29 protein-coding genes are annotated in these 25,845 nt (G+C 63.1%); 12 read left to right on the top strand and 17 right to left on the bottom strand.

The genetic code is table 11. The features are described 5' to 3' along the window. Window positions 1-49: 49 nt before the first annotated feature. The 3 genes from zapE to AYB31_RS15270 all read right to left on the bottom strand — a co-directional run bounded on the left by zapE (window position 50) and on the right by AYB31_RS15270 (window position 3,221). Window positions 50-1,144, bottom strand: coding sequence for a cell division protein ZapE (gene zapE / locus AYB31_RS15280; protein ID WP_068829558.1), 1,095 nt, complete (start codon window positions 1,142-1,144; stop codon window positions 50-52). Between the two features lie 86 nt (window positions 1,145-1,230). After that, entirely contained in the window at window positions 1,231-2,577 is a 1,347-nt protein-coding gene (locus AYB31_RS15275) for a tryptophan--tRNA ligase (RefSeq protein WP_068829557.1), read from the bottom strand. Between the two features lie 11 nt (window positions 2,578-2,588). Further along, window positions 2,589-3,221 carry an alpha/beta hydrolase gene (locus AYB31_RS15270; RefSeq protein ID WP_442961823.1) on the bottom strand — a complete coding sequence of 211 codons (633 nt, stop codon included), beginning with the start codon at window positions 3,219-3,221 and terminating at the stop codon, window positions 2,589-2,591. Window positions 3,222-3,353: 132 nt separating this feature from the next. Between AYB31_RS15270 and AYB31_RS15265 the strand changes: the two genes are divergently transcribed. Further along, on the top strand, window positions 3,354-3,788 hold the full coding sequence (locus AYB31_RS15265) for a YhcB family protein (RefSeq protein ID WP_068829556.1): 435 nt from the start codon (window positions 3,354-3,356) through the stop codon (window positions 3,786-3,788). Window positions 3,789-4,192: 404 nt separating this feature from the next. Here the strand turns inward: AYB31_RS15265 and cysN are convergent, their stop codons facing one another. The 3 genes from cysN to AYB31_RS15250 form a co-directional block, all read right to left on the bottom strand. Beyond that, the gene (gene cysN / locus AYB31_RS15260) at window positions 4,193-6,085 is read right to left on the bottom strand and encodes a sulfate adenylyltransferase subunit CysN (RefSeq protein WP_068829555.1); all 1,893 of its coding nucleotides are present in this window, start codon (window positions 6,083-6,085) and stop codon (window positions 4,193-4,195) included. 12 nt (window positions 6,086-6,097) lie between these two features. After that, window positions 6,098-7,015, bottom strand: a complete 918-nt coding sequence (cysD, locus tag AYB31_RS15255; protein WP_068829554.1) for a sulfate adenylyltransferase subunit CysD — start codon at window positions 7,013-7,015, stop codon at window positions 6,098-6,100. Between the two features lie 123 nt (window positions 7,016-7,138). Next, a complete protein-coding gene (locus AYB31_RS15250) occupies window positions 7,139-7,897 on the bottom strand; it encodes a Nif3-like dinuclear metal center hexameric protein (RefSeq protein WP_068829553.1) in 759 nt (252 codons plus the stop codon). 112 nt (window positions 7,898-8,009) lie between these two features. Here AYB31_RS15250 and algW point away from each other — a divergent pair, with 112 nt between their 5' ends. Next, window positions 8,010-9,164 carry a Do family serine endopeptidase AlgW gene (algW, locus tag AYB31_RS15245; RefSeq protein WP_068829552.1) on the top strand — a complete coding sequence of 385 codons (1,155 nt, stop codon included), beginning with the start codon at window positions 8,010-8,012 and terminating at the stop codon, window positions 9,162-9,164. A gap of 41 nt (window positions 9,165-9,205) precedes the next feature. Here the strand turns inward: algW and hisC are convergent, their stop codons facing one another. The 10 genes from hisC to AYB31_RS15195 all read right to left on the bottom strand — a co-directional run bounded on the left by hisC (window position 9,206) and on the right by AYB31_RS15195 (window position 17,133). Next, window positions 9,206-10,261, bottom strand: coding sequence for a histidinol-phosphate transaminase (hisC, locus tag AYB31_RS15240; RefSeq protein WP_068829551.1), 1,056 nt, complete (start codon window positions 10,259-10,261; stop codon window positions 9,206-9,208). Window positions 10,262-10,320: 59 nt separating this feature from the next. Beyond that, the gene (gene hisD / locus AYB31_RS15235; protein ID WP_068829550.1) at window positions 10,321-11,631 is read right to left on the bottom strand and encodes a histidinol dehydrogenase; all 1,311 of its coding nucleotides are present in this window, start codon (window positions 11,629-11,631) and stop codon (window positions 10,321-10,323) included. 125 nt (window positions 11,632-11,756) lie between these two features. Next, on the bottom strand, window positions 11,757-12,392 hold the full coding sequence (gene hisG / locus AYB31_RS15230; RefSeq protein WP_068829549.1) for an ATP phosphoribosyltransferase: 636 nt from the start codon (window positions 12,390-12,392) through the stop codon (window positions 11,757-11,759). A gap of 71 nt (window positions 12,393-12,463) precedes the next feature. Further along, the gene (gene murA, locus AYB31_RS15225; RefSeq protein ID WP_068829548.1) at window positions 12,464-13,729 is read right to left on the bottom strand and encodes a UDP-N-acetylglucosamine 1-carboxyvinyltransferase; all 1,266 of its coding nucleotides are present in this window, start codon (window positions 13,727-13,729) and stop codon (window positions 12,464-12,466) included. Window positions 13,730-13,751: 22 nt separating this feature from the next. Next, window positions 13,752-13,991, bottom strand: coding sequence for a BolA family protein (locus AYB31_RS15220; protein WP_068829547.1), 240 nt, complete (start codon window positions 13,989-13,991; stop codon window positions 13,752-13,754). A gap of 116 nt (window positions 13,992-14,107) precedes the next feature. Then, window positions 14,108-14,416 carry an STAS domain-containing protein gene (locus AYB31_RS15215; RefSeq protein WP_068829546.1) on the bottom strand — a complete coding sequence of 103 codons (309 nt, stop codon included), beginning with the start codon at window positions 14,414-14,416 and terminating at the stop codon, window positions 14,108-14,110. Beyond that, complete coding sequence (locus tag AYB31_RS15210) at window positions 14,413-15,063, bottom strand: MlaC/ttg2D family ABC transporter substrate-binding protein (protein WP_068829545.1); 651 nt, start codon at window positions 15,061-15,063, stop codon at window positions 14,413-14,415. The genes AYB31_RS15215 and AYB31_RS15210 overlap by 4 nt, the downstream gene beginning before the upstream one ends. After that, window positions 15,060-15,527 carry an outer membrane lipid asymmetry maintenance protein MlaD gene (gene mlaD / locus AYB31_RS15205; RefSeq protein ID WP_068829544.1) on the bottom strand — a complete coding sequence of 156 codons (468 nt, stop codon included), beginning with the start codon at window positions 15,525-15,527 and terminating at the stop codon, window positions 15,060-15,062. Before mlaD ends, AYB31_RS15210 begins: the two co-directional genes overlap by 4 nt. Next, window positions 15,527-16,324, bottom strand: a complete 798-nt coding sequence (gene mlaE / locus AYB31_RS15200) for a lipid asymmetry maintenance ABC transporter permease subunit MlaE (RefSeq protein ID WP_068829543.1) — start codon at window positions 16,322-16,324, stop codon at window positions 15,527-15,529. Before mlaE ends, mlaD begins: the two co-directional genes overlap by 1 nt. Then, a complete protein-coding gene (locus AYB31_RS15195; RefSeq protein ID WP_068829542.1) occupies window positions 16,324-17,133 on the bottom strand; it encodes an ATP-binding cassette domain-containing protein in 810 nt (269 codons plus the stop codon). The genes mlaE and AYB31_RS15195 overlap by 1 nt, the downstream gene beginning before the upstream one ends. A 234-nt stretch (window positions 17,134-17,367) precedes the next feature. Here AYB31_RS15195 and AYB31_RS15190 point away from each other — a divergent pair, with 234 nt between their 5' ends. The 10 genes from AYB31_RS15190 to AYB31_RS15145 all read left to right on the top strand — a co-directional run bounded on the left by AYB31_RS15190 (window position 17,368) and on the right by AYB31_RS15145 (window position 24,437). Further along, window positions 17,368-18,342 carry a KpsF/GutQ family sugar-phosphate isomerase gene (locus AYB31_RS15190; RefSeq protein ID WP_068829541.1) on the top strand — a complete coding sequence of 325 codons (975 nt, stop codon included), beginning with the start codon at window positions 17,368-17,370 and terminating at the stop codon, window positions 18,340-18,342. After that, complete coding sequence (locus AYB31_RS15185) at window positions 18,343-18,867, top strand: KdsC family phosphatase (protein ID WP_068829540.1); 525 nt, start codon at window positions 18,343-18,345, stop codon at window positions 18,865-18,867. It abuts the gene before it with no gap. An 8-nt stretch (window positions 18,868-18,875) separates the two neighbouring features. Further along, window positions 18,876-19,445 (top strand): LPS export ABC transporter periplasmic protein LptC, encoded by a 570-nt coding sequence (gene lptC / locus AYB31_RS15180; RefSeq protein ID WP_068829539.1) that lies wholly within the window; start codon window positions 18,876-18,878, stop codon window positions 19,443-19,445. After that, window positions 19,432-19,977 (top strand): lipopolysaccharide transport periplasmic protein LptA, encoded by a 546-nt coding sequence (gene lptA / locus AYB31_RS15175; RefSeq protein ID WP_068829538.1) that lies wholly within the window; start codon window positions 19,432-19,434, stop codon window positions 19,975-19,977. Before lptC ends, lptA begins: the two co-directional genes overlap by 14 nt. Then, window positions 19,977-20,702 (top strand): LPS export ABC transporter ATP-binding protein, encoded by a 726-nt coding sequence (lptB, locus tag AYB31_RS15170; RefSeq protein WP_068829537.1) that lies wholly within the window; start codon window positions 19,977-19,979, stop codon window positions 20,700-20,702. Before lptA ends, lptB begins: the two co-directional genes overlap by 1 nt. Window positions 20,703-20,842: 140 nt before the next feature. Then, window positions 20,843-22,342 carry an RNA polymerase factor sigma-54 gene (locus AYB31_RS15165; RefSeq protein WP_068829536.1) on the top strand — a complete coding sequence of 500 codons (1,500 nt, stop codon included), beginning with the start codon at window positions 20,843-20,845 and terminating at the stop codon, window positions 22,340-22,342. A 152-nt stretch (window positions 22,343-22,494) separates the two neighbouring features. Continuing rightward, window positions 22,495-22,803, top strand: coding sequence for a ribosome hibernation-promoting factor, HPF/YfiA family (gene hpf, locus AYB31_RS15160; protein ID WP_068829535.1), 309 nt, complete (start codon window positions 22,495-22,497; stop codon window positions 22,801-22,803). A gap of 14 nt (window positions 22,804-22,817) precedes the next feature. Next, a complete protein-coding gene (gene ptsN, locus AYB31_RS15155; RefSeq protein ID WP_068829534.1) occupies window positions 22,818-23,282 on the top strand; it encodes a PTS IIA-like nitrogen regulatory protein PtsN in 465 nt (154 codons plus the stop codon). Window positions 23,283-23,298: 16 nt separating this feature from the next. Next, window positions 23,299-24,156 (top strand): RNase adapter RapZ, encoded by an 858-nt coding sequence (gene rapZ / locus AYB31_RS15150; RefSeq protein WP_068829533.1) that lies wholly within the window; start codon window positions 23,299-23,301, stop codon window positions 24,154-24,156. 8 nt (window positions 24,157-24,164) lie between these two features. After that, a complete protein-coding gene (locus AYB31_RS15145) occupies window positions 24,165-24,437 on the top strand; it encodes an HPr family phosphocarrier protein (RefSeq protein WP_068829532.1) in 273 nt (90 codons plus the stop codon). A gap of 45 nt (window positions 24,438-24,482) precedes the next feature. Here AYB31_RS15145 and pmbA read toward each other — a convergent pair whose 3' ends face one another. Then, window positions 24,483-25,829, bottom strand: coding sequence for a metalloprotease PmbA (pmbA, locus tag AYB31_RS15140; protein WP_068829531.1), 1,347 nt, complete (start codon window positions 25,827-25,829; stop codon window positions 24,483-24,485). Window positions 25,830-25,845 lie beyond the last annotated feature (16 nt).

Here is a 25,845-nt window from a genome sequence, read left to right as displayed (position 1 = left end):
GAAAAAGGGGCTGCCGATTGGCAACCCCTTCATGGAACACCCTTGACGCTTACGGCTTGTGCGGGCGCGACAGAAATTCGTGCGACTGCATCTCCAGCAGGCGACTCAGGGTGCGCTGGAATTCGAAACTCAGACGCCCACCGGTGTAGAGATCCTTGAGTTCCACCTCGGCGGAGATGATCAGCTTGACGTTGCGGTCGTAGAACTCGTCCACCAGGTTGATGAAGCGCCGCGCCATATCGTCCTTGGCCACGCCCATCTGCTCGACGTTGGCCAGGATCACCGCGTGGAAGATCTTGCCCAGCTCGATGTAGTCGTTCTGGCTACGCGGGCCGTCGCACAGCTCGCGGAACTCGAACCAGGCCACGTCCTCGCAGACACGCACGGCGTTGATCGCCCGGTTTTCGATCATCAGCGCTTCGTTTTCCACGGCGTGGGTGCAGTCCGGCAGCAGGCTCTGGAAGCTCTTGCGCAAGCTGACCTCGGCCTCGGCATCCAGCGGCCAGTGGAACAGCTCGGCCTGTTCCAGGGCACGCAGGCGGTAATCCACGCCGCTGTCGACATTGACCACCTCGGTGTGCTCCTTGACCAGGGCGATGGCCGGCAGGAAGCGCGCGCGCTGCAGGCCGTCCTTGTACAGGCCGTCCGGCACGATATTGGAGGTGGCGACCAGGCTGACGCCGTTCTTGAACAGCTCGTCGAGCAGGGTGGCGAGGATCATGGCGTCGGTGATGTCGCTGACGAAGAACTCGTCGAAGCAGATCACCCGCGCCTCGTCGGCGAAACGCTTGCCGATGATGGTCAGCGGGTTCTTCTCACCCTTGAGGGTCTTCATTTCCTCGTGCACGCGCTTCATGAAGCGGTGGAAGTGCGTGCGCATCTTCTTCTCGAAGGGCAGCGCATCGAAGAAGGTATCGACCAGGTAGGTCTTGCCGCGCCCGACGCCGCCCCAGAAATAGATGCCCTTGACCGGCCCCTGCGGCTTCTTGCCGAACAGCTTGCCGAGCAGACCCGACTTACCCGAATCGGCCGCGATCAGGTCGTCATACAGGCGTTGCAGATGGCGCACGGCGTTTTCCTGTGCGGCATCGTGGAAAAAGTCCGGCCGTTTCAGATCGGCCTGATAACGCTCAAGAGGAGTCATTCTGGGAAATTCGGTAACAAAAACGGGGCGGTCACTTTAGCGACGCACCCCGTGCTTGGCAATCGGCCAGTAGTCTGGCCCCGCGTTTATTCCTGCGGCGCCAGTGCCTCGCGCAGACGAGCAACGCCCGCCTCACGTGCGTCGGCATCGGCGAAGGCCGGGCTTTCGCCGATCAGCTCACCGTCCAGCCACAGCGCGAAGGCCTCGCCCTGCTCGCGCACATCCAGCGCCTCGCCAGACTGCAGACGCTTGCTGGCCTGGCCCGCGGCCTTGCCATCGGCGAAAGGTTTGGACAGCAGCAGTTGCTCGCCGGAGGCATCCAGAAGGCGGAAACGGAAGCTGCCGTCCTCGTCACGGAAGCTGACGAAGCGCGCTGTCTTGGCCGCTTTCTTCTTCTCGCCGCCGACGACCTGCACCTGCTCGCGGAACGAGCGCAGACCCACCGCTTCGCGCAGCTCGCCGAGGAAGGGGGTGGCGGTCCTGCGCGCCTTGGCGGCACCGGCCAGGAGAATGTCCTCCAGGTCGGCAGGCTTGGCGATCAGCGCGTTGTAGCGTTCGCGGGCCTCGCCCAGCTCGGCGTCGAGCAGCTGGAACAGGCGACTCTTCGCCTCGCCCCAGGCCAGACCGCCTTCCAGCTCGGCACGAAACTCGGCCTGCTGCGCCTGGCTGGCGAAGGCCTGGTACAGGGTGAACAGGTGCGAGCCCTCGGCATCCTTGGGCTCGCCCGGCAGCTTGGAGTCGGTGACGATGCGGGCAATGGCGTCCTTGAGCTGTTTGGCAGTGCCGAACAGCGGGATGGTGTTGTCGTAGCTCTTGCTCATCTTGCGGCCGTCGAGGCCGGGCAGGGTCGCCACTTCTTCCTCGATCACCGCCTCGGGCAGGGTGAACAGCTCCTTGCCATTGCCGAACAGGTGGTTGAAGCGCTGCCCGATGTCGCGGGCCATTTCCACGTGCTGGATCTGGTCGCGGCCGACCGGCACCTTGTGCGCGTTGAACATCAGGATGTCTGCGGCCATCAGCACCGGATAGCTGAACAGGCCCATGGTGATGCCCGCATCCGGGTCTTCGCCCTGCTCGACGTTCTTGTCCACCGAGGCCTTGTAGGCGTGAGCACGGTTGAGCAGGCCCTTGCCGGCGACGCAGGTGAGCAGCCAGCACAGTTCGGGAATCTCGGGGATATCGGACTGGCGGTAGAAAGTCGCCTTGTCCACGTCCAGGCCCAGCGCCAGCCAGGTGGCGGCGATCTCCAGGCGCGAGCGCTGGATGCGGGCCGGCTCGTCGCACTTGATCAGCGCGTGGTAGTCGGCAAGGAAGTAGAAGGAGTCGGCGTCAGCGGCACGGCTGGCGACGATGGCCGGACGGATGGCGCCGGCATAGTTGCCCAAGTGCGGGGTGCCGGTGGTGGTGATGCCGGTGAGAATGCGGGTGCTCATGATCGTTTCGCTTATTGAATTCGGGGCTGAACCAGGTCTTTGAGTTCCGGTAGCTTGCCGTGAAAAAAGTGGCCGCATTCTGCCACTTTCAGCAGCTCATGGGGGCGTACCAGCGCGGCGGACCAGGCGTAGACCGCCGAGGGCTCGACCACTTCGTCCTGCTCGGGCTGAATCAGCACCACTTCACCGCCCGCCGGGAGGTGTTCGGGCGCCTGCAGGCGATGCACGGCCGGCGCGACCATGAACAACCTCGTCACCTCGATGCCCTGATCGTCCAGGCGCCCTCCCAGGGCACCTGCGACGAAACCGCCGAAGGAGAAGCCAAGCAGGGTCAGCGGCAGCTGTGGATGCTGCTCGCGCAGCCAATGGGCGGCAGCCTCGGCGTCATCCACTTCGCCGCTGCCCATATCGTGACTGCCGGCGCTGGCGCCGACGCCGCGATAGTTGAAGCGCAGAGTGTGGTAACCCATGTCGCGCACGCTGCGCTGCAGGGTGGAGACCACCTTGTTGAGCATGGTGCCGCCCTGAACCGGGTTGGGATGGCAGATCAGGGCGATGCCACGGGCATCCGGCACTTCACAGTAAAGGGCTTCGAGCTGGCCACAGAGGCCGTCGATGAACAAAGGGGTTTCGCGGATCAACAGCAGGAACTCCGTGACCCCGGGCAGGGTCGACACGTCTTGGTTAGGCACATCGCACAACAGGGCTTTGCCGCGGTATACAGCGCCGGCGAGAGCCGCTACCGTAAAACAAAGCCGCTTTCAGAGGAAGGACTCGTGGAACAATCGCTCACCCCCTGGCTGCTCCCTGCCATTGCTCTACTGGCCGGCGTCGCGATCGGCTTTCTGGTGGCGCGCCTGCTGCCCAACGCCGCACCCGGCCGCACCCAGCGCCAGCTGGACGAGATGCAGCAACGCTTCGACAGCTACCAGAACGAGGTGGTGACCCACTTCAACACCACGGCCAGCCTGGTGCGCAAGCTGACCCAGAGCTACCAGGAGGTTCAGGAACACCTGTCCCAGGGCGCCAGCCGCCTGGCCGCCGACGAACTGACCCGCCAGCGCATGCTGGCCGCCCTGCACGCCGAAGACAGCAAGGCTCCACGCGAGCGCCTGACACCGCCGAAGAGCAACGAGGCACCCAAGGACTACGCGCCCAAGGAGCCGGATGAGCCCGGCACCCTGGACGAGACCTTCGGCCTCAAGCGCTGATCCGCTGACTGCAAAAAGCCCCGCCATCGCGGGGCTTTTTACTTTCTATGTGTCAGTGAACGCCGCGAGCGAGCGACTAGCCTCTAATGCTGAGCTCGGCATGGCCTGGACTCGCGACCTCAGCGGGCTAACAGCAAGCACAGCAGGAAGGACTGGGTGGCACTCCGCCTTACCCGTGACGCTCTATACGACCTGAGTCGCGGCCAAGGCCCCTCCCACTGGAGGCGGATGAACGATCCCAGATTCTGTGTGGGAGCGGCTTCAGCCGCGATGCAGGCAACACCACAGCTGCCCCTATCGCGGCTGAAGCCTCTCCAACAGTGCGGTACGCCAAGAACACGCTACTGGGGCATAGCCATAAAAAAGCCCCGCACCAGGCGGGGCTTTTCATACAGCCAACAGGATCAGATCGCGCCGCGCGTGCGCAACAGATCCAGCACCTGCTTGACGCCCTCTTCCACCGACAGCGCCTGGGTATCGATCACCAGATCGGCATCCAGCGGGATGTCGTAAGGGAAAGACTCACCCGGGATGTTGTCGCCAGCCGCCGCGTACAGGCCCTGTGGGTCACGTTCGGCGCAAACCTGCGGCGAAGCCTGGACGTAGACGGTGATCAGACGCTCGGCACCGACCACGGCCTTGGCCTGCTCGCGCCCTTCGGCATCCGGGGCAACGAAGGCGGCCAGGGTCAGCAGACCGGCCTCGTTGAACTGCTTGGCCACCTGAGCGGCACGGCGCCAGTTCTCGGCACGCCCGGCGCGATCCTGCGGCAGACCCTTGTTCAGGTCGTGGCGCAGATTCTGGCCGTCCAGCACATAGACCGCGCGACCCATGTCGAACAGCTTGCGCTCCACGGCATAAGCCAGGGTGCTCTTGCCCGCACCGGACAGGCCGCTGAACAGCACGGTAGCCGGCTGCTGGCCGAAACGGCTGGCACGTTCCTCGGTGGAAACATGCGCCAACTGGACATGATGGCCACCCGCGCCAACCGGCGCAGCGATGATCATGCCGGCCCCGACGGTGCCGTTGGTCAGGCGGTCGATGACGATGAAGGCGCCAGTAGTGCGATTACTGGCATAGCCATCGAGCGCGATCGGCGCATCCAGCGCGATCTTGACCTTGCCGATCTCGTTGAGCTGCAGGCTGCTCGCCGCGCCCTCTTCCAGGGTATTCACATCGACGCGATGGGTGATGCTGGCGATCGAGCCCGGCACATAGCTGGTAGCCCGCTTGATGTCGTACTTCTTGCCCGGCAGCATCGGTTCCTCGGCCATCCACACCAGCATGGCCTCGAAGTTGTCGGTGACCTGCGGACGGTTGTCGGCATGCACCAGCATGTCGCCACGGGAAACATCGATCTCGTCTTCCAGGGTCAGGGTGATGGCCTGGCCCGGGCCGGCCTGCTCCAGCTCGCCGTCGAAGGTGACGATGGATTTGACCTTGCTGCCCTTGCCCGACGGCAGCGCAACGACTTCGTCGCCCTTGCGCACGATGCCGCTGGCCAGGGTGCCGGCGAAGCCGCGGAAGTTGAGGTTGGGACGGTTGACGTACTGCACCGGGAAGCGCAGGTCGTCGAAGTTGCGATCACCGGCGACCTCAACGGTTTCCAGGATTTCCATCAGCGACTGGCCGGTGTACCAGGGCGAGCGTTCGGACCTGTTCACCACGTTGTCGCCCTTGAGCGCCGACATTGGCACGAACTCGAGGGTGGACGCACGCAGATTGATCTTCTCGGCGAAGGCCAGGTAATCGGCCTTGATCGACTCGAACACGCCCTGATCGAAGTCTTTGAGGTCCATTTTGTTGACCGCAACGACGATGTGCTTGATGCCCAGCAGCGAGGCAATAAAGCTGTGGCGCTTGGTCTGGGTCTGCACGCCGTAGCGGGCATCGATCAGGATGATCGCCAGGTCGCAGGTGGACGCACCGGTCGCCATGTTGCGCGTGTACTGCTCATGACCGGGGGTGTCGGCGATGATGAACTTGCGCTTGGCGGTGCTGAAGTAGCGGTAGGCCACGTCGATGGTGATGCCCTGCTCGCGCTCGGCCTGCAGGCCGTCGACCAGCAGTGCCAGGTCGACTTCGTCGCCGGTGGTGCCGACCTTCTTGGAGTCCTTGGTGATGGCTTCCAGATGGTCTTCGTAAATCATCTTGGAGTCGTGCAGCAGGCGCCCGATCAGGGTGCTCTTGCCATCGTCGACGTTGCCGCAGGTGAGGAAGCGCAGCAGCTCTTTACGTTCGTGCTGGGCCAGGTAGGCGAGGATGTCCTCGCTGATCAGATCGGATTGATGACTCATGGCGCGGAATCCTTAGAAGTAACCCTGGCGTTTCTTTTCTTCCATCGAGCCGGCGGCGTCGTGATCGATCACGCGGCCCTGGCGCTCGGAAGTCCGGGTCAGGAGCATCTCCTGGATGATGTCCGGCAGAGTCGCCGCCGTGGACTCCACCGCGCCGGTCAGCGGGTAGCAGCCGAGTGTGCGGAAGCGCACCATCTTCTTGGTGATGCTGGCCTTCTGCTCGGGGGTCAGGTGCTCGAGGATGCGCTCGTCGTCGATCATCACCAGCGTGCCATTGAGCTCGACCACTTCGCGCTCGGCGGCGAAGTACAGCGGCACGATCGGGATCTGCTCCAGGTAGATGTATTGCCAGATGTCCAGCTCGGTCCAGTTGGACAGCGGGAACACGCGGATCGACTCGCCCTTCTTGACCTTGCCGTTGTACACGTTCCACAGCTCGGGACGCTGGTTCTTCGGGTCCCAGCGGTGCTTGCTGTCGCGGAAGGAATACACGCGCTCCTTGGCGCGGGACTTCTCTTCGTCGCGGCGCGCGCCACCGAAGGCGGCGTCGAAACCGTACTTGTCCAGCGCCTGCTTGAGGCCCTCGGTCTTCATCACGTCGGTGTGCTTGGCACTGCCGTAGGTGAAGGGGTTCATGTCCTGCGCCACACCATCGGGATTGATGTGGGTGAGCAAATCGAGCCCGTATTCGCTGACCATCTTCTCGCGGAAGCGGTACATCTCCTGGAACTTCCAGCGGGTATCGACATGCAACACCGGGAACGGCAGCTTGCCGGGGAAGAAGGCCTTGCGCGCCAGATGCAGCATCACGGCGGAATCCTTGCCGATGGAATACAGCATCACCGGGTTGTCGAATTCGGCGGCCACTTCACGAATGATGTGGATACTTTCCGCCTCGAGCTGTTTCAGGTGCGTCAGTTTATCGAGCATGGCTAATCACAGTTCTGGGAATGAACGGCCGGCGGGCCGTGGACGAGGGCGCACTCTAGCACAGCACCCGCTTCTATTCAGGAAGGCTATTAGATCGAAACGATCTAGATATATGCCCGGTTGTCAGACCGGATTCGGGCAGTCGATGAACAGATGTTCGACCGCAAAACGCCGCGCCAGGTACTCACCCAAAGCCTGCACACCATAGCGTTCGGTGGCGTGATGGCCGGCAGCGATGAAGCTGACGCCATTCTCGCGGGCGCTGTGATAGGTCTGCTCGGAGGCCTCGCCCGTGAGGAACAGATCGACACCCGCGGCGATGGCCTGGTCGATATAGCCCTGGCCGCCCCCGGTGCACCAGCCGATCTTGCGCACCATGCCCTGGCCTTCCACCAGCAGCGGCTCGCGGCCCAGCACGTCCTGTACGCGCCGGGCAAAGTCACGCGGCGACAACGGCTCGTCGAGAAAACCGAGCAGGCCGACCACCTTGGGGTTGCTCGCATCCAGCGGGCCTTCCACGGTGATCTCCAACTGGCGGGCCAGCTGTACGTTGTTGCCCACCTCAGGATGCACATCAAGCGGCAGGTGGTAGGCCAGCAGGCTGATGTCGTTGCCCAGCAGAGTCTGCAGGCGGCGGCGCTTCATACCGGTGATGCAGGCATCCTCGCCTTTCCAGAAATAGCCGTGATGCACCAGCACCACATCGGCCTCGGCTTCTACCGCCGCATCCAGCAGCGCCTGGCTGGCGGTGACACCGCTGACGATACGACGCACCTGCGGCCGACCTTCGACCTGCAGACCATTCGGGCAGTAGTCGGCGATGCGTGCGGCGTTGAGGTAGCGGTCGGCTTCCTCCACCAGGGTAGTCAGGGCAATGGCCATGGATATTCCTCACAAAGGATTGCGGGCGCTGCCTTCTTGCCGGGCACCCCTCTATAATGCCGCCACCTTAAGGGCCGATTCTGCCCCCCGCAACTCCAAGGACCGCATTCCGATGCTCAAGGCCCTGCGCTATTACGGCTGGCCGCTGCTGGCCGGCCTGCTGCTGGCACTGCTGCTGATCCAGAGCTTTCCCCAATGGGTAGGCTTGCCCAGTAACGAGGTGCATCTGCAGCAGGCACCACGCTACGGCATCGCCCAGGAAGGCCCGGTGTCCTACGCCGAGGCGGTGAGCCGCGCCGCGCCGGCAGTGGCCAACCTGTACACCACCAAAATGGTCAACAAGTCGTCCGGCCACCCGCTGCTGGAAGATCCGGTGTTCCGCCGTTTCTTCGGCGACAACCTGCCCAAGCAGCGGCGCATGGAGTCGAGCCTGGGCTCGGCGGTGATCATGAGCCCCGAGGGCTACCTGCTGACCAACAACCACGTGGTAGCCGGCGCCGACCAGATCGTGGTGGCACTGAAGGACGGTCGCGAGACCCTGGCTCGGCTGATCGGCAGCGACCCGGAAACCGACCTGGCGGTACTCAAGATCGACCTGAAGAACCTGCCAGCCATCACCCTGGGTCGCTCCGACCAGATCGACATCGGCGATGTCACCCTGGCCATTGGCAACCCCTTCGGCGTCGGCCAGACCGTGACCATGGGCATCATCAGCGCCACCGGGCGCAACCAGCTGGGCCTCAATACCTACGAGGACTTCATCCAGACCGACGCGGCGATCAACCCCGGCAACTCCGGCGGCGCGCTGGTCGATGCTCATGGCAACCTGATCGGGGTCAACACCGCGATCTTCTCCAAGTCCGGCGGCTCCCAGGGCATCGGCTTCGCCATCCCGGTCAAGCTGGCCCGCGAAGTGATGAAGGCGATCATCGAACATGGCCAGGTGATTCGTGGCTGGCTGGGCATCGAAGTACAGCCGCTGACACCGGAACTGGCCGAGTCCTTCGGCCTGCAGGGGCGTGCCGGCATCCTGGTCGCCGGCATCTACCGCGGCGGCCCGGCACAAAAGGCCGGCCTGCAGCCCGGCGACCTGATCATGAAGATCGGTGATGAAGCGGCTATCGATGGCCGCCGCTCGATGAACCAGGTGGCACGCGCCAAGCCCGGCGATTCGATCAGCATCGAGGTGCTGCGCAACGGCGAACCGCTGGAGCTGACGGCCGAGATCGGCGTTCGGCCACCCGCGGAGATCCAGCAGCAGGAATGAAAAAAGGCGCCGCAAGGCGCCTTTTTCATGACCGGGCAGCCCTACAGAATCTGCCCCAGCGCTTCCAGCAGGGCCTGGTTCTGCTCCGGCGCACCGATGGTGATACGCAGGAACTGGGCAATACGTTGCTGCTTGAAGTGACGCACGATCACCCCGTGCTCACGCAGGGCGGCAGCCAGCTCGGCGGCGTCACGCTGCGGATGGCGAGCGAAGACGAAGTTGGCCGCCGATGGCAGCACCTCGAAGCCCAGGCCGGTCATGGCCGCGACCAGCGCCTCGCGGCTGTCGATCACCAACTGGCAGGTCTGGCGGAAATAGGCGTCATCCTCGAACGCCGCCGCCGCACCGGCAATCGCCATGCGATCCAGCGGGTAGGAGTTGAAGCTGTTCTTGATCCGCTCCAACGCCTCGATCAGGTCCGGATGGCCGACCGCCAGGCCAACGCGCAGCCCGGCCAGTGAGCGCGACTTGGACAGGGTCTGGGTCACCAGCAGATTGGGATAGCGGTCGACCAGTTTGATCGCCGTCTCGCCACCGAAGTCGATGTACGCCTCGTCCACCAGCACCACGCTGTCCGGGTTGGCCTCGAGCATCTGCTCGATGGCGTCCAAGGCCAGAGCGCAGCCGGTCGGCGCGTTGGGGTTGGGAAAGATGATGCCGCCATTGGGTCGCGCATAGTCTTCCACGCGGATCTGGAACTGCTCGTCCAGCGGCAGGGCCTGGTACTCGATGCCGTACAGGCCGCAGTAGACCGGATAGAAGCTGTAGGTCACGTCCGGGAACAGCAGCGGTTTGCCGTGCTGGAACAACCCATGAAACGCATGCGCCAGCACCTCGTCGGAGCCGTTGCCGACGAATACCTGGGCGGTGCTCACGCCGTAATAGTCGGCGACCGCCTGCTTGAGGCGGTCGCTATTGGGGTCCGGGTACAGGCGCAGGCTGTCGCCCAGCTCGGCCTGCATGGCCGCGACGGCCTTGGGCGACGGGCCGTAGGGGTTCTCGTTGGTATTGAGTTTGACCAGCTTGGCCAGTTTCGGCTGCTCACCCGGCACATAGGGCACCAGGCCCTTGACGAAGGGGCTCCAGAATTTGCTCATCTGCCCTTCTCTCCTCGAATCGATTCTTTGATAGGGGCGCACAACGCGCCCCGGAACACTCAGTTCTTGATGCGGTACTCGGCGCTACGGGCATGGGCGGTCAGCGACTCGCCGCGGGCCAGCACGCTGGCGACCTTGCCCAGCTCCGATGCGCCCTCTGCCGAGCAGTGGATGATCGACGAGCGTTTCTGGAAGTCGTACACCCCCAGTGGCGAGGAGTAGCGCGCGGTGCCGGAGGTCGGCAGCACGTGGTTGGGACCAGCACAATAGTCGCCCAGGGCTTCGGCGGTGTAACGACCCATGAAGATGGCGCCGGCATGACGGATCAGCGGCAGGTACTGTTCGGGATTCTCTACCGACAGTTCCAGATGTTCCGGGGCGATGCGGTTGGCCACTTCGATGGCCTGGGCCATGTCGGCCACCTGGATCAAGGCGCCTCGTCCCTCTATGGAGGTGCGCGCGATGCTTTCGCGCGAAAGCGTCGGCAGCAACTTGGCGATGCTTTCCGCCACGCGGTCGAGGAAGGCGGCATCCGGGCTGACCAGGATCGACTGGGCGTCTTCATCGTGCTCGGCCTGGGAGAACAGGTCCATGGCGATCCAGTCCGGATCGGTCTGGCCGTCGCAGACCACGAGGATCTCCGAGGGGCCGGCGATCATGTCGATACCGACCTTGCCGAACACATGGCGCTTGGCGGTGGCCACATAGATGTTGCCCGGCCCGACTATCTTGTCCACCGGCGGCACGCTCTCGGTGCCGTAGGCCAGCGCAGCCACGGCCTGGGCGCCACCGATGGTGAACACCCGGTCGACGCCGGCGATGCAGGCGGCGGCGAGGACGATCTCATTGATCTCGCCACGCGGAGTCGGCACCACCATCACCACTTCCGGTACGCCGGCGACCTTGGCCGGGATGGCGTTCATCAGCACCGACGACGGGTACGAGGCCTTGCCGCCCGGTACGTACAGGCCGGCGCGGTCCAGCGGGGTGACTTTCTGCCCCAGCACGGTGCCGTCGGCTTCGGTGTAGCTCCAGGAATCCTGGCGCTGACGCTCGTGGTACAGGCGCACGCGCTCGGCCGCCTTCTCCAGCGCGCCGCGCTGTTCGGGCGTGATACGGGTCAGGGCCAGCTCCAGCCGCTCGCGCGGCAGGATCAGGTCGGCCATGGCCGCAACATCCAGGCCATCGAACTGCTTGGTGTAGTCGACCAGGGCGGCATCGCCACGCTCACGCACGGCCTTGATGATGTCCAGCACACGCTGGTTGACCGCGTCGTCCGACACGCTTTCCCAGCTCAGCAGATGATCCAGATGTCGAGCGAAATCCTGGTCGGCGGCATTGAGTCGGCGGATGGCAACGGGAGCGGTCATAGCGGGCCTCATGATTGGCTATTGCTCGGGCGTCGCTAGGCTACCAAGCCCACCGCATGGACGCCCGAGAAAAGTGGCTATGACACGGATAGGCGGGTGCGGCTCAACACCGCACCGAAGTGGTATCAGCAGGGATGTCGCGCTTCGACAGCGGCGCGCAGGGTCTCGATCAGCGCCTGGATACGGCCATGCTGCATCTTCATCGAGGCCTTGTTGACGACCAGTCGCGAGCTGATGTGGGCGATCAGCTCCTGCGGCTCCAGACCGTTGGCACGAAGGGTGTTGCCGGTATCGACCACGTCGATGATCTTGTCGGCCAGGCCGACCAGCGGCGCCAGCTCCATCGAGCCGTACAGCTTGATCACGTCCACCTGGCGACCCTGCTCGGCGTAGTAACGCTTGGCCACGTTGACGAACTTGGTGGCCACACGCAGACGCCCCTTGGGCTCCGGTGCGCCGACCTTGCCGGCGGTCATCAGCTTGCAATTGGCAATCTGCAGGTCCAGCGGCTCGTACAGGCCCTGGCCGCCGTACTCCATCAGCACGTCCTTGCCGGCCACGCCGAGGTCAGCGGCACCGTGCTCGACATAGGTCGGCACATCGGTGGCGCGCACGATCAGCAACTGCACATCCGCCTGGGTGGTGGGGATGATCAGCTTGCGGCTCTTCTCCGGATTCTCGGTCGGTTCGATACCGGCTGCGGCGAGCAGCGGCAGGGTGTCGTCGAGAATGCGGCCCTTGGACAGCGCGATGGTCAGCATGAAGCAGTTTCCTTAAAACGGTGACCAGCCCTCGCGGGCTGGCTGTTGGGCTTCGCTACGCTCGGCCCAACTCAGCCCGGCACACGGCGAATCTTGGCGCCGAGCAGCTGCAGCTTCTCTTCGATGCACTCGTAGCCACGGTCGATGTGGTAGATGCGGTCGATCAGGGTCTCGCCCTCGGCCACCAGTGCAGCGATGACCAGGCTGGCGGAAGCACGCAGGTCGGTGGCCATCACCGGAGCGCCCTTCAGCGCCGGCACGCCGGTGACGATGGCGGTGTTGCCTTCGACCAGGATCTGCGCGCCCATGCGGTTCATTTCATAGACGTGCATGAAGCGGTTCTCGAATACCGTCTCGATGACGGTGCCGGTACCCTCGGCGATGGCGTTGAGGGAGATGAACTGCGCCTGCATGTCGGTCGGGAAGGCCGGGTACGGCGCGGTGCGCACGTTGACGGCCTTGGGTTTCCTGCCCTTCATGTCCAGCTCGATCCAGTCCGGACCGGTGGTGATCTCGGCGCCGGCTTCCTGCAGTTTGGCCAGCACGGCTTCGAGAATGGTCGGATCGGTATCTTTCAGCTTGACCCGACCGCCGGTCGCGGCAGCCGCCACCAGGTAGGTGCCGGTCTCGATACGGTCGGGCATCACGCTGTAACGACCGCCACCGAGGCGCTCGACGCCGTCGATGACGATGGTGTCGGTACCGGCACCGCTGACCTTGCCACCCATGGCGTTGATGAAGTTGGCCAGGTCGACCACTTCCGGCTCGCGCGCGGCGTTTTCCAGCACGGTGCGGCCCTTGGCCAGGGCAGCGGCCATCATGATGTTCTCGGTACCGGTCACGCTGACGATATCGAAGAAGAAGTGCGCGCCACGCAGGCCACCTTCCGGCGCCTTGGCCTTGATATAGCCGCCTTCGACCAGGATCTCGGCACCCATGGCTTCCAGGCCACGGATGTGCAGGTCGACCGGACGCGAGCCGATGGCGCAACCGCCGGGCAGCGCCACCTCGGCCTCGCCAAAACGCGCGACCATAGGGCCAAGCACCAGGATCGAGGCGCGCATGGTCTTCACCAGCTCATAGGGCGCGACCAGGGTCTTGATGGTGCTGGCGTCCACTTCGACGCTGAGTTTCTCGTCGATGATCGGCTGCACGCCCATGCGACCGAACAGTTCGATCATGGTGGTGATGTCGTGCAGGTGCGGCAGGTTGCACACGGTGACCGGGGTGTCGGCCAGCAGGGTGGCGGCCAGAATCGGCAGGGCGGAGTTCTTCGCCCCGGAAATACGGATTTCGCCGTCGAGGCGGATACCGCCGGTGATGATCAGTTTGTCCATTGCAATCTCGCTGCCCGCAGGCTCAGGAACGCTCGGCCCAGGCGGCCTGGCTGAAGAATTTCATGGTCACGGCATGGATGGCGCCACTGGCGATCCACTCGTTGAGGTGGGCATAGATCTGTTGCTGGCGCTTGACCGGACTGAGGGCGGCCAGCTCGTCGCTGATCAGGTTCAGCTGGAAATTGCAGCCCTCGCCTTCCACCTCCACACGGGTGTTGGCCAGCTTGGCCTCCAGGAGGTTCTTAACTTCTACGGCCTGCATGCTCAACCTCGATCAACGCAAAACAATTCATGGGCAAGCCTGAGCTCGCGGGTCGGCAATCATACAAAAAAGCCCCCCGCCTGCGAAGCCCGGCAGACGGAGGGCTCTCGGAGCACTCAGCGCGGCAGCTCGAACAGCTCTTGCAACCCGGACACCTGCGCGATCTCGCGCATGTCCTGAGGCAAGCCACGCAGACTCAGTTTCTTGCCGGCCTTGCGCGCGTCGCGCAGATAGGCCAGCAGCAGCGACAAGCCGACGCTGCTGGACTTTTCCACGGCGGAGCAATCGAGCACCAGATCGCCAGCCGAGCTGGACTCGATCAGGCGCCGCCCGCTCTCGCGCAGAGCGGGACCGTTGCGATAGTCGATCACGCCACTGAGCAGCAACGTGCCGTCGGCACCCGTGCGAATCGCGCTTTCGCTCATTGCCCGCCTGCCTGCTGACCTTCGGCACTGTCCTTGGCCTTGGCCACCACCTCGGCCCAGCCTTCGATGGTCTTGTCCAGGTCATGACCATTGCGCTGCATGCTATCGGCGAACTGATCACGGAACAGCTTGCCGATGTTGATGCCATTGATGATCACGTTACGCAGCTTCCACTGCCCATCCAGCTGCACCATGGTGTAGGAAACCGGATAGACGGTGCCTTTGCTGTCACGCACTTCCATGCCGACACTGGCGCGATCGGCGCCCTCGGCCTTGGCCGGCAGCACGCGGATGTCCTGGTTGTCGTATTCGAGCAAGGCGTTGCCGTAGAACTGCATCAGGCTGCGCTTGAAGTTCTCCTCGAAGCGCTTCATCTGCTCGTGGCTGGCGTTGCGCGAGTATTTCACGGTCATGATGCTGCGCGAGATTCCCGCACTGTCGACCACAGGGCCGAGAATGCGCTCCAGAGCGTCATAGAAATCCTGGGGATTCTGCTGGTAGGAAGCCTTGTTGCTCTTGAGGTCCGCGAGCAACTGATCGGTAGTGCCTTTGACCACTTCGTGGGCGGAAGGCACGGCCAGAGCCATCATCGGCAAGCTGGCCAGGGCGACCAGCAGGCCGCGGCGGAGCATCGTGAAGAGGGTCATTTGCTTTCCTTGTTCACCGAGTTCATCAGGAATTTGCCGATCAGATCTTCCAGCACCAGCGCCGACTGCGTGTCATGGATGGTTGCGCCATCCTTGAGCAGGTCTTCTTCGCCACCGACGCTGATACCGATGTACTTCTCACCCAGCAGACCGGCGGTGAGAATCGATGCCGTGGAGTCCAGCGGCAGGTTGTTCACCCGCTTCTCGATCTCCATGCTCACCCGGCCGGTGTAACTGTCATGATCCAGATCGATGGCAGTGACCTTGCCGATGGTCACACCGGCCATGGTCACCTTGGCCCTGACGGTAAGACCGGCAATATTGTCGAAGTTCGCATAGAGCTTGTAAGTATCGCCCGAGCTTGCGGCGGACAGGCCGCTTACACGCAGGGCCAACAGCAGCAGGGCCAGCAGTCCAGCCAGCAAGAACAGGCCGACGCCAACTTCCAGGGAGCGGCTTTGCATCAGATATCTCCAAACATCAGGGCGGTCAGAATAAAGTCGAGGCCGAGTACGGCCAGTGAGGCATACACCACGGTCTTGGTGGTGGCACGACTAATGCCTTCGGAGGTGGGTTCGCAGTCGTAGCCCTGGAATACCGCAATCCAGGTCACCACGAACGCAAACACCACACTCTTGATCACACCGTTGAGTACGTCCTCGGTGAATTCCACGCTGTTCTGCATATTCGACCAGAACGAGCCTTCGTACACACCCAGCCAGTCCACGGCGACCATGGCACCACCCCAGATCCCCACAACACTGAAGATGGCGGCGAGCAATGGCATGGAAAGGAAGCCGGCCCACAGGCGCGGGGCAATGATGTACTTGAGCGGATCGACACCAATCATTTCCAAGCTGGACAGCTGCTCGGTGGACTTCATGTTGCCGATCTCGGCGGTCAGCGCCGAACCGGCGCGCCCAGCGAACAACAACCCAGTGACCACCGGCCCCAGTTCGCGCAGCAGGGTCAGCGCAACCATCTGCCCTACCGCCTGCTCCGAGCCGTAGCTGGTAAGGATGTTGTAGCCCTGCAGCGCCAGCACCATGCCGATGAAGAGGCCCGCCACCACGATGATCGGCAACGACAGCACGCCGACCGAGTAGAGCTGACGAATGAGCAGCTGACCGCCGTTACGCAAACCACTGCGACCAAACAGCGAACTGAGCAGAAACAGGGTCGAACGCCCCATGGCCTGCACCACGTCGATACCGGCACGGCCGAGCAGAGCGATACGTTCGATAGGGGACTTCCTACGCATCAGCGCGCTCCCAGCAGATCGTCGAGATAATCCGGGGCCGGATAGTGGAACGGCACCGGGCCATCCGGAATCCCTTTCATGAATTGCTGGATGCGCGGACTGTCCGAACCCATCAATTCATCCGGCGTGCCGTGCCCCAGCACCTGACCATCACCCACTACATAGAGGTAGTCCGCGATACTGGCGGTTTCGGCGAGGTCGTGAGAAACCACGATACTGGTGATACCAAGTGCATCGTTGAGCAAGCGAATCAGACGTACCAGCACGCCCATGGCAATCGGGTCCTGGCCGACGAACGGCTCGTCATACATCAATATCTGCGGGTCCAGAGCAATGGCCCGAGCCAGTGCCACACGACGCTTCATGCCCCCGGACAGCTCGTCAGGCATCAACTCGACGGCGCCACGCAGACCGACAGCCTGCAGCTTCATCAGCACGATGTCGCGGATCATCTCGTCCGGCAGGCGGGTATGCACACGCAGTGGGAAGGCGACGTTCTCGAACACGTCCAGGTCGGTGAACAGCGCACCACTCTGGAACAGCACGCCGAACTGCTTGCGCATATCGAACAGGTCGCTGCGCGACAGGCTCGGCAGGTTCTGCCCGTTGACCCAGACCTCCCCCGCCTGGGGCTTGAGCTGGGCCGCGATCAGGCGCAGCAATGTGGTCTTGCCGCAACCGGAAGGCCCCATGATGCCGGTGACCTTGCCGCGCGGAATAGAGATATCGACATTATCGAAGATGTTGCGCGCGCCTCGCTGAAAGGTAAGCCCCTTCAGCTCGACGGCATAGGCATTCTCGGCACTCATCCAAACTCCTTGTGATACGCCCCTTCCCTGGACAGACGCAGTAGCCCGCAACGGGGACACTCGCACCCGGGTCAGGCCGAACAGGCCGCGAAATATAGCATTGACGCACTCTGCGACCCAAGGCACTACACACTTTTCATTACATACGACGCAGCCCTGAACAACCGCCAGGTGAGCCAGGGCTGCTTTGTCGGTATACTCTCTGCCTTTTTAGCCGAGCACCCTGCAATCGCCATGAGCAGAACCAGCGACCTGATCCAGTCTGCACAACGCACCATCCGCCTCGAAAGCGAAGCGGTGACCAGCCTGCTGAGTCGTGTCGACTCCGATTTCATTCGCGCCTGCGAGATGATCCTGGACGGCAAGGGGCGTGTCGTCGTGGTGGGTATGGGCAAGTCCGGTCATATCGGCAACAAGATCGCCGCCACCCTGGCCAGCACAGGCACTCCGGCCTTCTTCGTCCACCCGGCCGAGGCCAGTCATGGCGACATGGGCATGATCACCCGCGACGACATCGTCCTGGCCCTGTCCAACTCCGGCTCCACTGCGGAAATCATCACCCTGCTGCCGCTGATCAAGCGCCTCGGCATCCAGATGATCAGCATGACCGGCAACCCGGACTCGCCGCTGGCCAAGGCCGCCGAAGTCAACCTGGACGCCCGCGTTGCCCAGGAAGCCTGCCCGCTAAATCTGGCCCCCACCTCCTCCACCACCGCCTCCCTGGTGCTCGGCGACGCCCTGGCCATCGCCCTGCTGGAAGCGCGCGGCTTTACCGCCGAAGATTTCGCCTTCTCCCACCCGGGCGGCGCCCTCGGCCGACGTCTGCTGCTCAAGGTGGAGAACGTCATGCACGCCGGCGAACGCCTGCCACTGGTGCCGCGCGGCACCAGCCTGCGCGAGGCGCTGCTGGAGATGACCCGCAAGGGCCTGGGCATGACAGTCGTCATCGAGAGCGATGGCACACTGGCCGGGATATTCACAGATGGCGACCTGCGCCGCACCCTGGACAAAGGCGTCGACGTGCTGCAGGCCAGCATCGACCAGGTCATGACCGCCCACGGCAAGACCGCCCGCGCCGAGATGCTCGCCGCCGAAGCCCTGAAAATCATGGAAGACCACAAGATCAACGCGCTGGTGGTCGTGGATGAAGAGGACAAGCCGGTAGGCGCCCTCAACATGCATGACCTGCTGCGCGCCGGAGTGCTGTAAATGAATGACAACCTGCTGCAACGCGCCAAAGCCGTGAAACTGGCGATTTTTGATGTCGACGGCGTGCTCACCGACGGCCGCTTGTACTTTCTAGTCGACGGCAGCGAATTCAAGACCTTCAACACCCTGGACGGTCACGGCATCAAGATGCTGATCAACTCCGGCGTGCGCACCGCCATCATCAGCGGGCGCAAGACCCCGGTAGTCGAACGCCGCGCACAGAACCTGGGTATCCAGCACCTGTATCAGGGCCGCGAAGACAAGCTTGTCGTCCTCGACGAACTGCTTGGCGAGCTGGGCCTGAACTACGAACAGGTTGCCTATCTTGGCGATGACCTGCCCGATCTACCGGTGATTCGTCGCGTCGGCCTGGGCATGGCCGTAGCCAGCGCCGACGGCTTTGTGCGCCAGCACGCGCACGGCGTGACCAGCGCCCGCGGCGGCGAAGGTGCAGCCCGCGAATTCTGTGAACTGATCATGCGCGCCCAGGGCACCCTGGAAGCCGCACAGTCCACCTACCTCTAGGAAGCGCCATGAACGGCAAGCTACGCAACTACCTGATCGGCTCGCTGATCGTCGCCCTGCTGGCGGCGGTGGGCTACTGGAACGTGCGCCCGGAAAGCTTCATGGACAAACGCGCCAGCGGCGAAACCGACAACGCCGTCGACTTCTATGTGGTCGGCGCCAGCACCCAGCAGTTCCAGGAGGACGGCAAGCTGCACTACGAGATGACCGCCAGCAAGCTGGAGCACCTCAAGGCCAGCGACATCACCCAGGTGGACAAGCCCGACCTGCAGCTGTATCGCGGCACGCAGCACCCCTGGCACGTACGCAGCGACAAGGGCGAAGTATCGCCCGAAGGCAAAGAAGTCGAACTGATCGATAACGTGCGCATCGCCCGCACCGATGCCAAAGGCCGGCCGACCGTGATCACCAGCAGCCGAATCACGGTATTCCCCGACGAGGAATATGCGCAGACCAAGCAAGCCGTTAGAATCGAGGCCGCCAATGGGGTAACCACGGCCAAGGGAATGAAAGCGTACATGAACGACGGCAAGATCAACTTGCTGTCCAACGTAAGAGGCCAGCATGAGGTTCGTTAAAACCTTCCCCCTACTGCTCTGCCTGGGCAGCGCGCTCGGAAGCGCCGGCGCCTGGGCCCTACCCAGCGATCGCGAGCAACCTATCCGGGTACAGGCAGACAGTGCAGAACTGGATGACAAGCAAGGTGTCGCCGTCTATCGCGGCGGCGTGGTGATCACCCAGGGCACCCTGAAGATCACGGGCGACACCGTGACCATCACCCAGGACGCCAACGGCGACATCGACGTCTTCACCTCGGTAGGCAAACCGGCCTACTACGAGCAGAAACCCGCCGTCGACAAGGACATCGTCAAGGCCTACGGCATGACCATCCAGTACTATGCGAGCAACGAGCGCATCGTACTGATCGACCAGGCCAAGGTGATCCAGCAGGGTAATACCTTCGAAGGCGAGAAGATCGTCTACGACACCCAGCGCCAGATCGTCAACGCCGGCCGCGCCACAGGCAGCAATGTCTCGACGCCGCGCCCGCGCATCGACATGATTCTGCAGCCGCGCAAGAAAGCCGATCAGCCGGAGCAAGCGCAGTAATGGCGACCCTCAAAGCCCAGCACCTGGCCAAGAGCTACAAGGGCCGCCAGGTGGTTCGCGACGTCAGCCTGTCCATCGACAGCGGCCAGATCGTCGGCCTGCTCGGCCCCAACGGCGCCGGCAAGACAACCTGCTTCTACATGATCGTCGGCCTGGTCCAGGCCGATCAGGGCCGCGTACTGATCGACAATCAGGACATCAGCCATCAGCCCATGCACGGCCGCGCCCGCTCCGGCCTCGGCTACCTGCCGCAGGAAGCCTCGATCTTCCGCAAGCTGTCGGTGACCGACAACATCATGGCCATCCTCGAGACCCGCAAGGATCTCGATCACGCCGGCCGGCACAAAGCTCTGGAAGCTCTGCTGCAGGAGTTCCACATCAACCACATCCGCGACAGCCTGGGCATGAGCCTGTCCGGCGGTGAACGCCGACGTGTGGAAATCGCCCGCGCCCTGGCCACCGAGCCCAAGTTTATTCTGCTCGACGAACCCTTCGCCGGCGTCGACCCGATCTCGGTGGGCGATATCAAACAGATCATCCACCACCTCAAGGCCAAAGGCATCGGCGTACTGATCACCGATCACAATGTGCGCGAGACCCTGGATATCTGCGAAACCGCCTACATCGTCAATGACGGGCAGCTGATTGCCGAAGGTGATGCCGAGACCATCCTGAGCAATCAACTGGTCAAGGAAGTCTACCTGGGTCACGAGTTCCGCCTGTAATCCCGGCAAGCATGCAGGGCTTGCGCAAACGACTGGAATCATTCAAGGTCAGGCATATAATTTGCTTCTAGGGCGGCCCGCCGCCCTGCAGTGGATGGCGCAGTGCGCCGGCAAGTGAACAAGGTACCCAGCCCCACACCATGAAACCGTCGCTAGTCCTCAAGATGGGCCAGCAGCTGACGATGACTCCGCAGCTGCAACAGGCCATTCGACTCCTCCAGCTATCCACTCTGGACCTGCAACAGGAAATCCAGGAGGCCCTGGAATCCAACCCCATGCTCGAGCGCCAGGAGGAAGGCGAAGACTTCGACAACTCCGACCCCATGGCCGATAACGTCGAACAGAACAATTCGCCCCAGCAGCAGGACAACTCGAACTTCCAGGACAGCACCGTCGCGGTGAATGACAGCCAGGAAGATGGCGAATGGCATGACCGCATTCCCAACGAGCTGCCCGTGGATACCGCTTGGGAAGACGTCTACCAGACCAGCGCCAGCAGCCTGCCCAGCAACGATGACGACGAGTGGGACTTCACCACCCGCACCTCGGCCGGCGAGAGCCTGCAGAGCCACCTGCTCTGGCAACTCAACCTGGTGCCGATGTCCGACAAGGACAAGCTGATCGGCGTGACCCTGATCGACTGCATCAATAATCAGGGCTACCTGGAAGAAACCATCGACGAAATAGTCGAGTCGTTTCACCCGGAACTGGAAATCGAGGCCGACGAGGTCGAGGCTGTACTACACCGCCTCCAGCACTTCGAGCCGGCAGGCGTCGGCGCCCGCGACCTGCGCGAGTGCCTGCTACTGCAACTGCGCCAGCTTCCCAGCAACACCCCCTGGCTGACGGAAGCCCAGCGTCTGGCCAGTGATCATCTGGATCTGCTCGGCGGACGCGATTACAGCCAGCTGATGCGTCGCATGAAGCTCAAGGAAGACGAACTGCGCCAGATCATAGAGCTGATCCAGAGCCTCAACCCGCGCCCCGGCTCGCAGATCGAAGCCAACGAACCCGAATACGTGGTGCCGGATGTCATCGTGCGCAAGCACAACGATCGTTGGCTGGTGGAGCTCAACCAAGAAGCCGTGCCGCGCCTGCGGGTCAACGCCCAGTATGCAGGCTTCGTCAAACGCGCCGACTCCAGTGCCGACAACACCTTCATGCGCAACCAGTTGCAGGAGGCTCGCTGGTTCATCAAGAGCCTGCAGAGCCGCAACGAGACCCTGATGAAGGTGGCGACGCAGATCGTCGAACATCAGCGTGGTTTCCTCGACTACGGTGACGAGGCCATGAAACCGCTGGTCCTGCACGACATCGCCGAAGCGGTGGGCATGCACGAGTCGACCATTTCTCGCGTTACCACACAAAAATTCATGCATACCCCGCGCGGCATCTACGAGCTGAAGTACTTCTTCTCCAGCCACGTCAGTACCTCCGAGGGTGGCGAATGTTCGTCCACCGCGATCCGCGCAATCATCAAGAAATTGGTGGCTGCGGAAAACGCGAAAAAGCCGTTGAGCGACAGCAAGATCGCTGGTTTACTGGAAGCACAGGGCATTCAGGTAGCCCGTCGCACAGTCGCCAAGTACCGTGAGTCTCTCGGCATCGCTCCATCCAGCGAACGCAAGCGATTGATGTAAACGGCCCTGAACGGAAGGTTTCTGCACTACCGTATCGCGCCAGGCCCTGTTTAGGGGGAACTCGGCTCGCAGTGCATCAACCCTCCAGCCAACGTGTTACGGCGGCAGGCCCGATAGCCTGTCTCTTACACAAGGCAACAAGGAGATGCGTTATGCAAGTCAACATCAGTGGGCATCAACTGGATGTGACCGACGCCCTGCGCGACTATGTCGGGGAAAAACTCAGCCGACTGGAGCGCCACTTCGACAAGATCACCAACGTTCAGGTGACCATGGAAGTGGAAAAGCTGAAGCAAAAAATCGAAGCAACCCTACATATCGCCGGGGGTGAGGTGGTGGCCAATGCCGTACATGAAGACATGTACGCCGCCATCGACCTGCTCACCGACAAACTCGACCGCCAACTGATCAAGCACAAGGAAAAGCAGCTGGGCCGCATGCAAGGCGCTACGGCTCGCTGACACTTACCCCACCCATGATCCGACTCGAAACCATACTGACTCCCGCACGTTCCCTGGTGAACGTGCCGGGAGGCAGCAAAAAGCGTGTACTCGAACAGATTGCCAACCTGGTGGCCCGCGATCTTCCCGATCTGGACGGCCAGGATATCTTCGAAAACCTGATCGCCCGCGAGAAGCTCGGTTCTACCGGCTTCGGTAACGGTATCGCCATCCCCCACTGCCGCCTGGCCGGCTGCAGCGCACCGATCAGCGCGGTACTGCACCTGGATGCGGCGGTGGACTTCGATGCGATCGACGGCGCCCCGGTGGATCTGCTGTTCGTCCTGCTGGTGCCGGAAGCGGCTACCGACGAGCACCTGGAGCTACTGCGCCAGATCGCCAGCATGCTCGACCGCAGTGAAGTGCGCGAGCGCCTGCGCCAGGCACAAAGCAACGAAAGCCTGTACCAGGTCGTGGTCGACGTTCAGAACGGCAACTAGTACGGGAGCCAGCGCCATGCGCCTGATTATCGTCAGCGGACGCTCCGGCTCAGGCAAGAGCACAGCCCTCGACGTCCTCGAGGACAACGGTTTTTACTGCATCGACAACCTGCCAGCCGGCCTGCTGCCGGACCTGGCCGAGCGTGCGCTGCTCCAGACCGAACTGCTGCACCCCCAGGTCGCGGTTTCGGTCGATGCGCGCAACCTGCCCAGCCAGCTCAAGCGCTTCCCCGAGCTGCTCGAGGAGGTCCGCGCACGGCATATCCAGTGCGACGTGCTGTATCTGGATGCCGACGAGGAAACCCTGTTCAAGCGCTTCTCCGAGACTCGCCGGCGTCATCCACTGACCAACGAGAACCGCTCGCTGGCCGAGGCCATACGCGATGAAGCCCAGTTGCTGGCCCCCATCATCGATCTGGCCGACCTGAAGATCGACACCACTCACCTCAACCTCTACCAGCTGCGCGACAGCATTAAGCTGCGCCTGCTCAACCGCCCCACCCCCGGCACCGCATTTCTGGTTGAATCCTTCGGCTTTAAGCGCGGCATGCCCGTGGACGCCGACCTGGTATTCGATGTGCGCTGCCTGCCCAACCCCTACTGGAAGCCCGACCTGCGCGACATGTCCGGCCTGGAGGCACCGGTGGCGGAATATCTGGCCGCGCAGCCGGATGTGGAAGAGATGTACCAGGACATCCTCGACTACCTGAACAAGTGGCTGCCACGCTTCGCTGCCAGCAACCGCGCCTATGTGACCATCGCCATCGGCTGCACCGGGGGGCATCATCGCTCGGTCTATCTGGCCAATCGCCTGGGTGAGACCCTCAAACCCATACTGAACAACGTCCAGATACGCCACCGCGACCTGAGCTAAGGATTGCAATGCCCGCCCGCGAGATCACCATCATCAACAAGCTCGGCCTGCATGCGCGGGCCGCCGCCAAGTTCGTCGGCGTGGCCAACGCCTTTCCCTGCCAGGTGCGCGTCGGGCGCACGAGCGAGAGCCTGGTCGACGGCAAGAGCATCATGGCGGTGATGATGCTGGCCGCCGGCAAGGGCACCAACCTGTTTCTGCACAGCGAAGGCGAACGCGACGACGAAGCGCTCACCGCGCTGGTCGAACTGATCAACAACAAATTTGACGAAGGCGAGTAAGCCGCCATCGCGAGAGGAAAGGGGCCATTGGCCCCTTTCCTGTTTTCAGCTGCCCGCAACCATCATCTTCTCGATCAGCACCGAGCCGGTGCGGATATTGCCGCGCAGCTCCAGGTCGCTACCGACCGCGACAATCTGGCGGAACATGTCGCGCAGATTGCCGGCGATGGTGACTTCCTGCACCGGGAACTGGATCTCGCCGTTCTCCACCCAGAAACCGGCGGCACCGCGCGAATAATCGCCGGTCACCATGTTCAGCCCCTGCCCCATCAGCTCGGTCACCAGCAGGCCACGCCCCATGCGGCGTAGCAGCGCCTGCTGGTCCTCGTCACCATGACTGACGAACAGATTGTGCACACCACCGGAATTGGCCGTGCTGGGCATGCCCAGCTTGCGCCCGGAGTAGGTACCGAGGACGTAGGACACCAGCTCGCCACCGGCGACGAAAGGCTTGGCATAGGTGGCCAGGCCATCGCCATCGAACGCCGCGCTGGCCATGGCGCGCGGGATATGCGGGCGCTCGTCGAGGCTCAACCATTCGGGGAACAGTTGCTGGCCCAGCGCACCTTCGAGGAAGGAGGAGTGGCGATACAGGTTGCCGCCGGAGATGGCGGCCAGAAAACTGCCGAACAGCCCGGTGGCCAGCTCGGCGGCGAACAGTACCGGCACCTCGCAGGTCGCCACTGGACGCGCGCCCAGGCGTGCCACACTGCGCTCGGCGGCCTTGCGCCCGATCAGGACAGGATCAGCCAGCAGCTCACCCTGGCGATTGACGTCGTACCAGTAGTCGCGCTGCATCTGCCCCTCGCCCTCGGCGATCATCACGCAGCTCAGGCTGTGTCGCGAGCTGGCGTAACCGCCGACGAAACCATGACTGTTGCCGTAGACCCGGCAACCGAGGTGGGTATTGAGGCTCGTGCCGTCGGCATTGCTGATCCGTGGGTCGCAGGCGAACGCCGCCTCTTCGCAGCTCAGCGCCAGCTCTACCGCACGCTCCGGAGCCAGATCCCAGGGATGGTAGAGGTCCAGCTCCGGCAGCTCGCGCGCCATCAGCGCGGCATCGGCCAAACCGGCGCAGTCATCCTCCGAGGCATGCTGGGCAATTGCCAGGGCGGCCGCCACCGTCTCGCGGATGGCCGCATCGCCGCTGGCCGAGGTACTTGCCGAGCCCTTGCGCTGACCGACATACAGGGTGATGCCGAAACCCTGATCGCGGTTGAACTCAACCGTTTCCACCTCGCCCTGGCGCACCGTGGTGGACAACCCCTGTTCCACCGACACCGCCACCTCGCAGGCGCTGGCGCCCTGGCGTCGGGCCTCGCTGATGATCGCCTCGACCTGGGCCTGCAATGTCGGCAGCGCCTGCGGCCCTACTGTTTCAATCGAACTCATGCTGCACTCCACCTGC

The sequence above is a fragment of the Pseudomonas sp. BMS12 genome (assembly GCF_001592875.1).
Taxonomy (GTDB): Bacteria; Pseudomonadota; Gammaproteobacteria; order Pseudomonadales; family Pseudomonadaceae; genus Aquipseudomonas.
The sequence above is the reverse complement of the archived record's forward strand: the minus strand, read 5'-3'. Positions and strand labels throughout refer to the sequence as shown.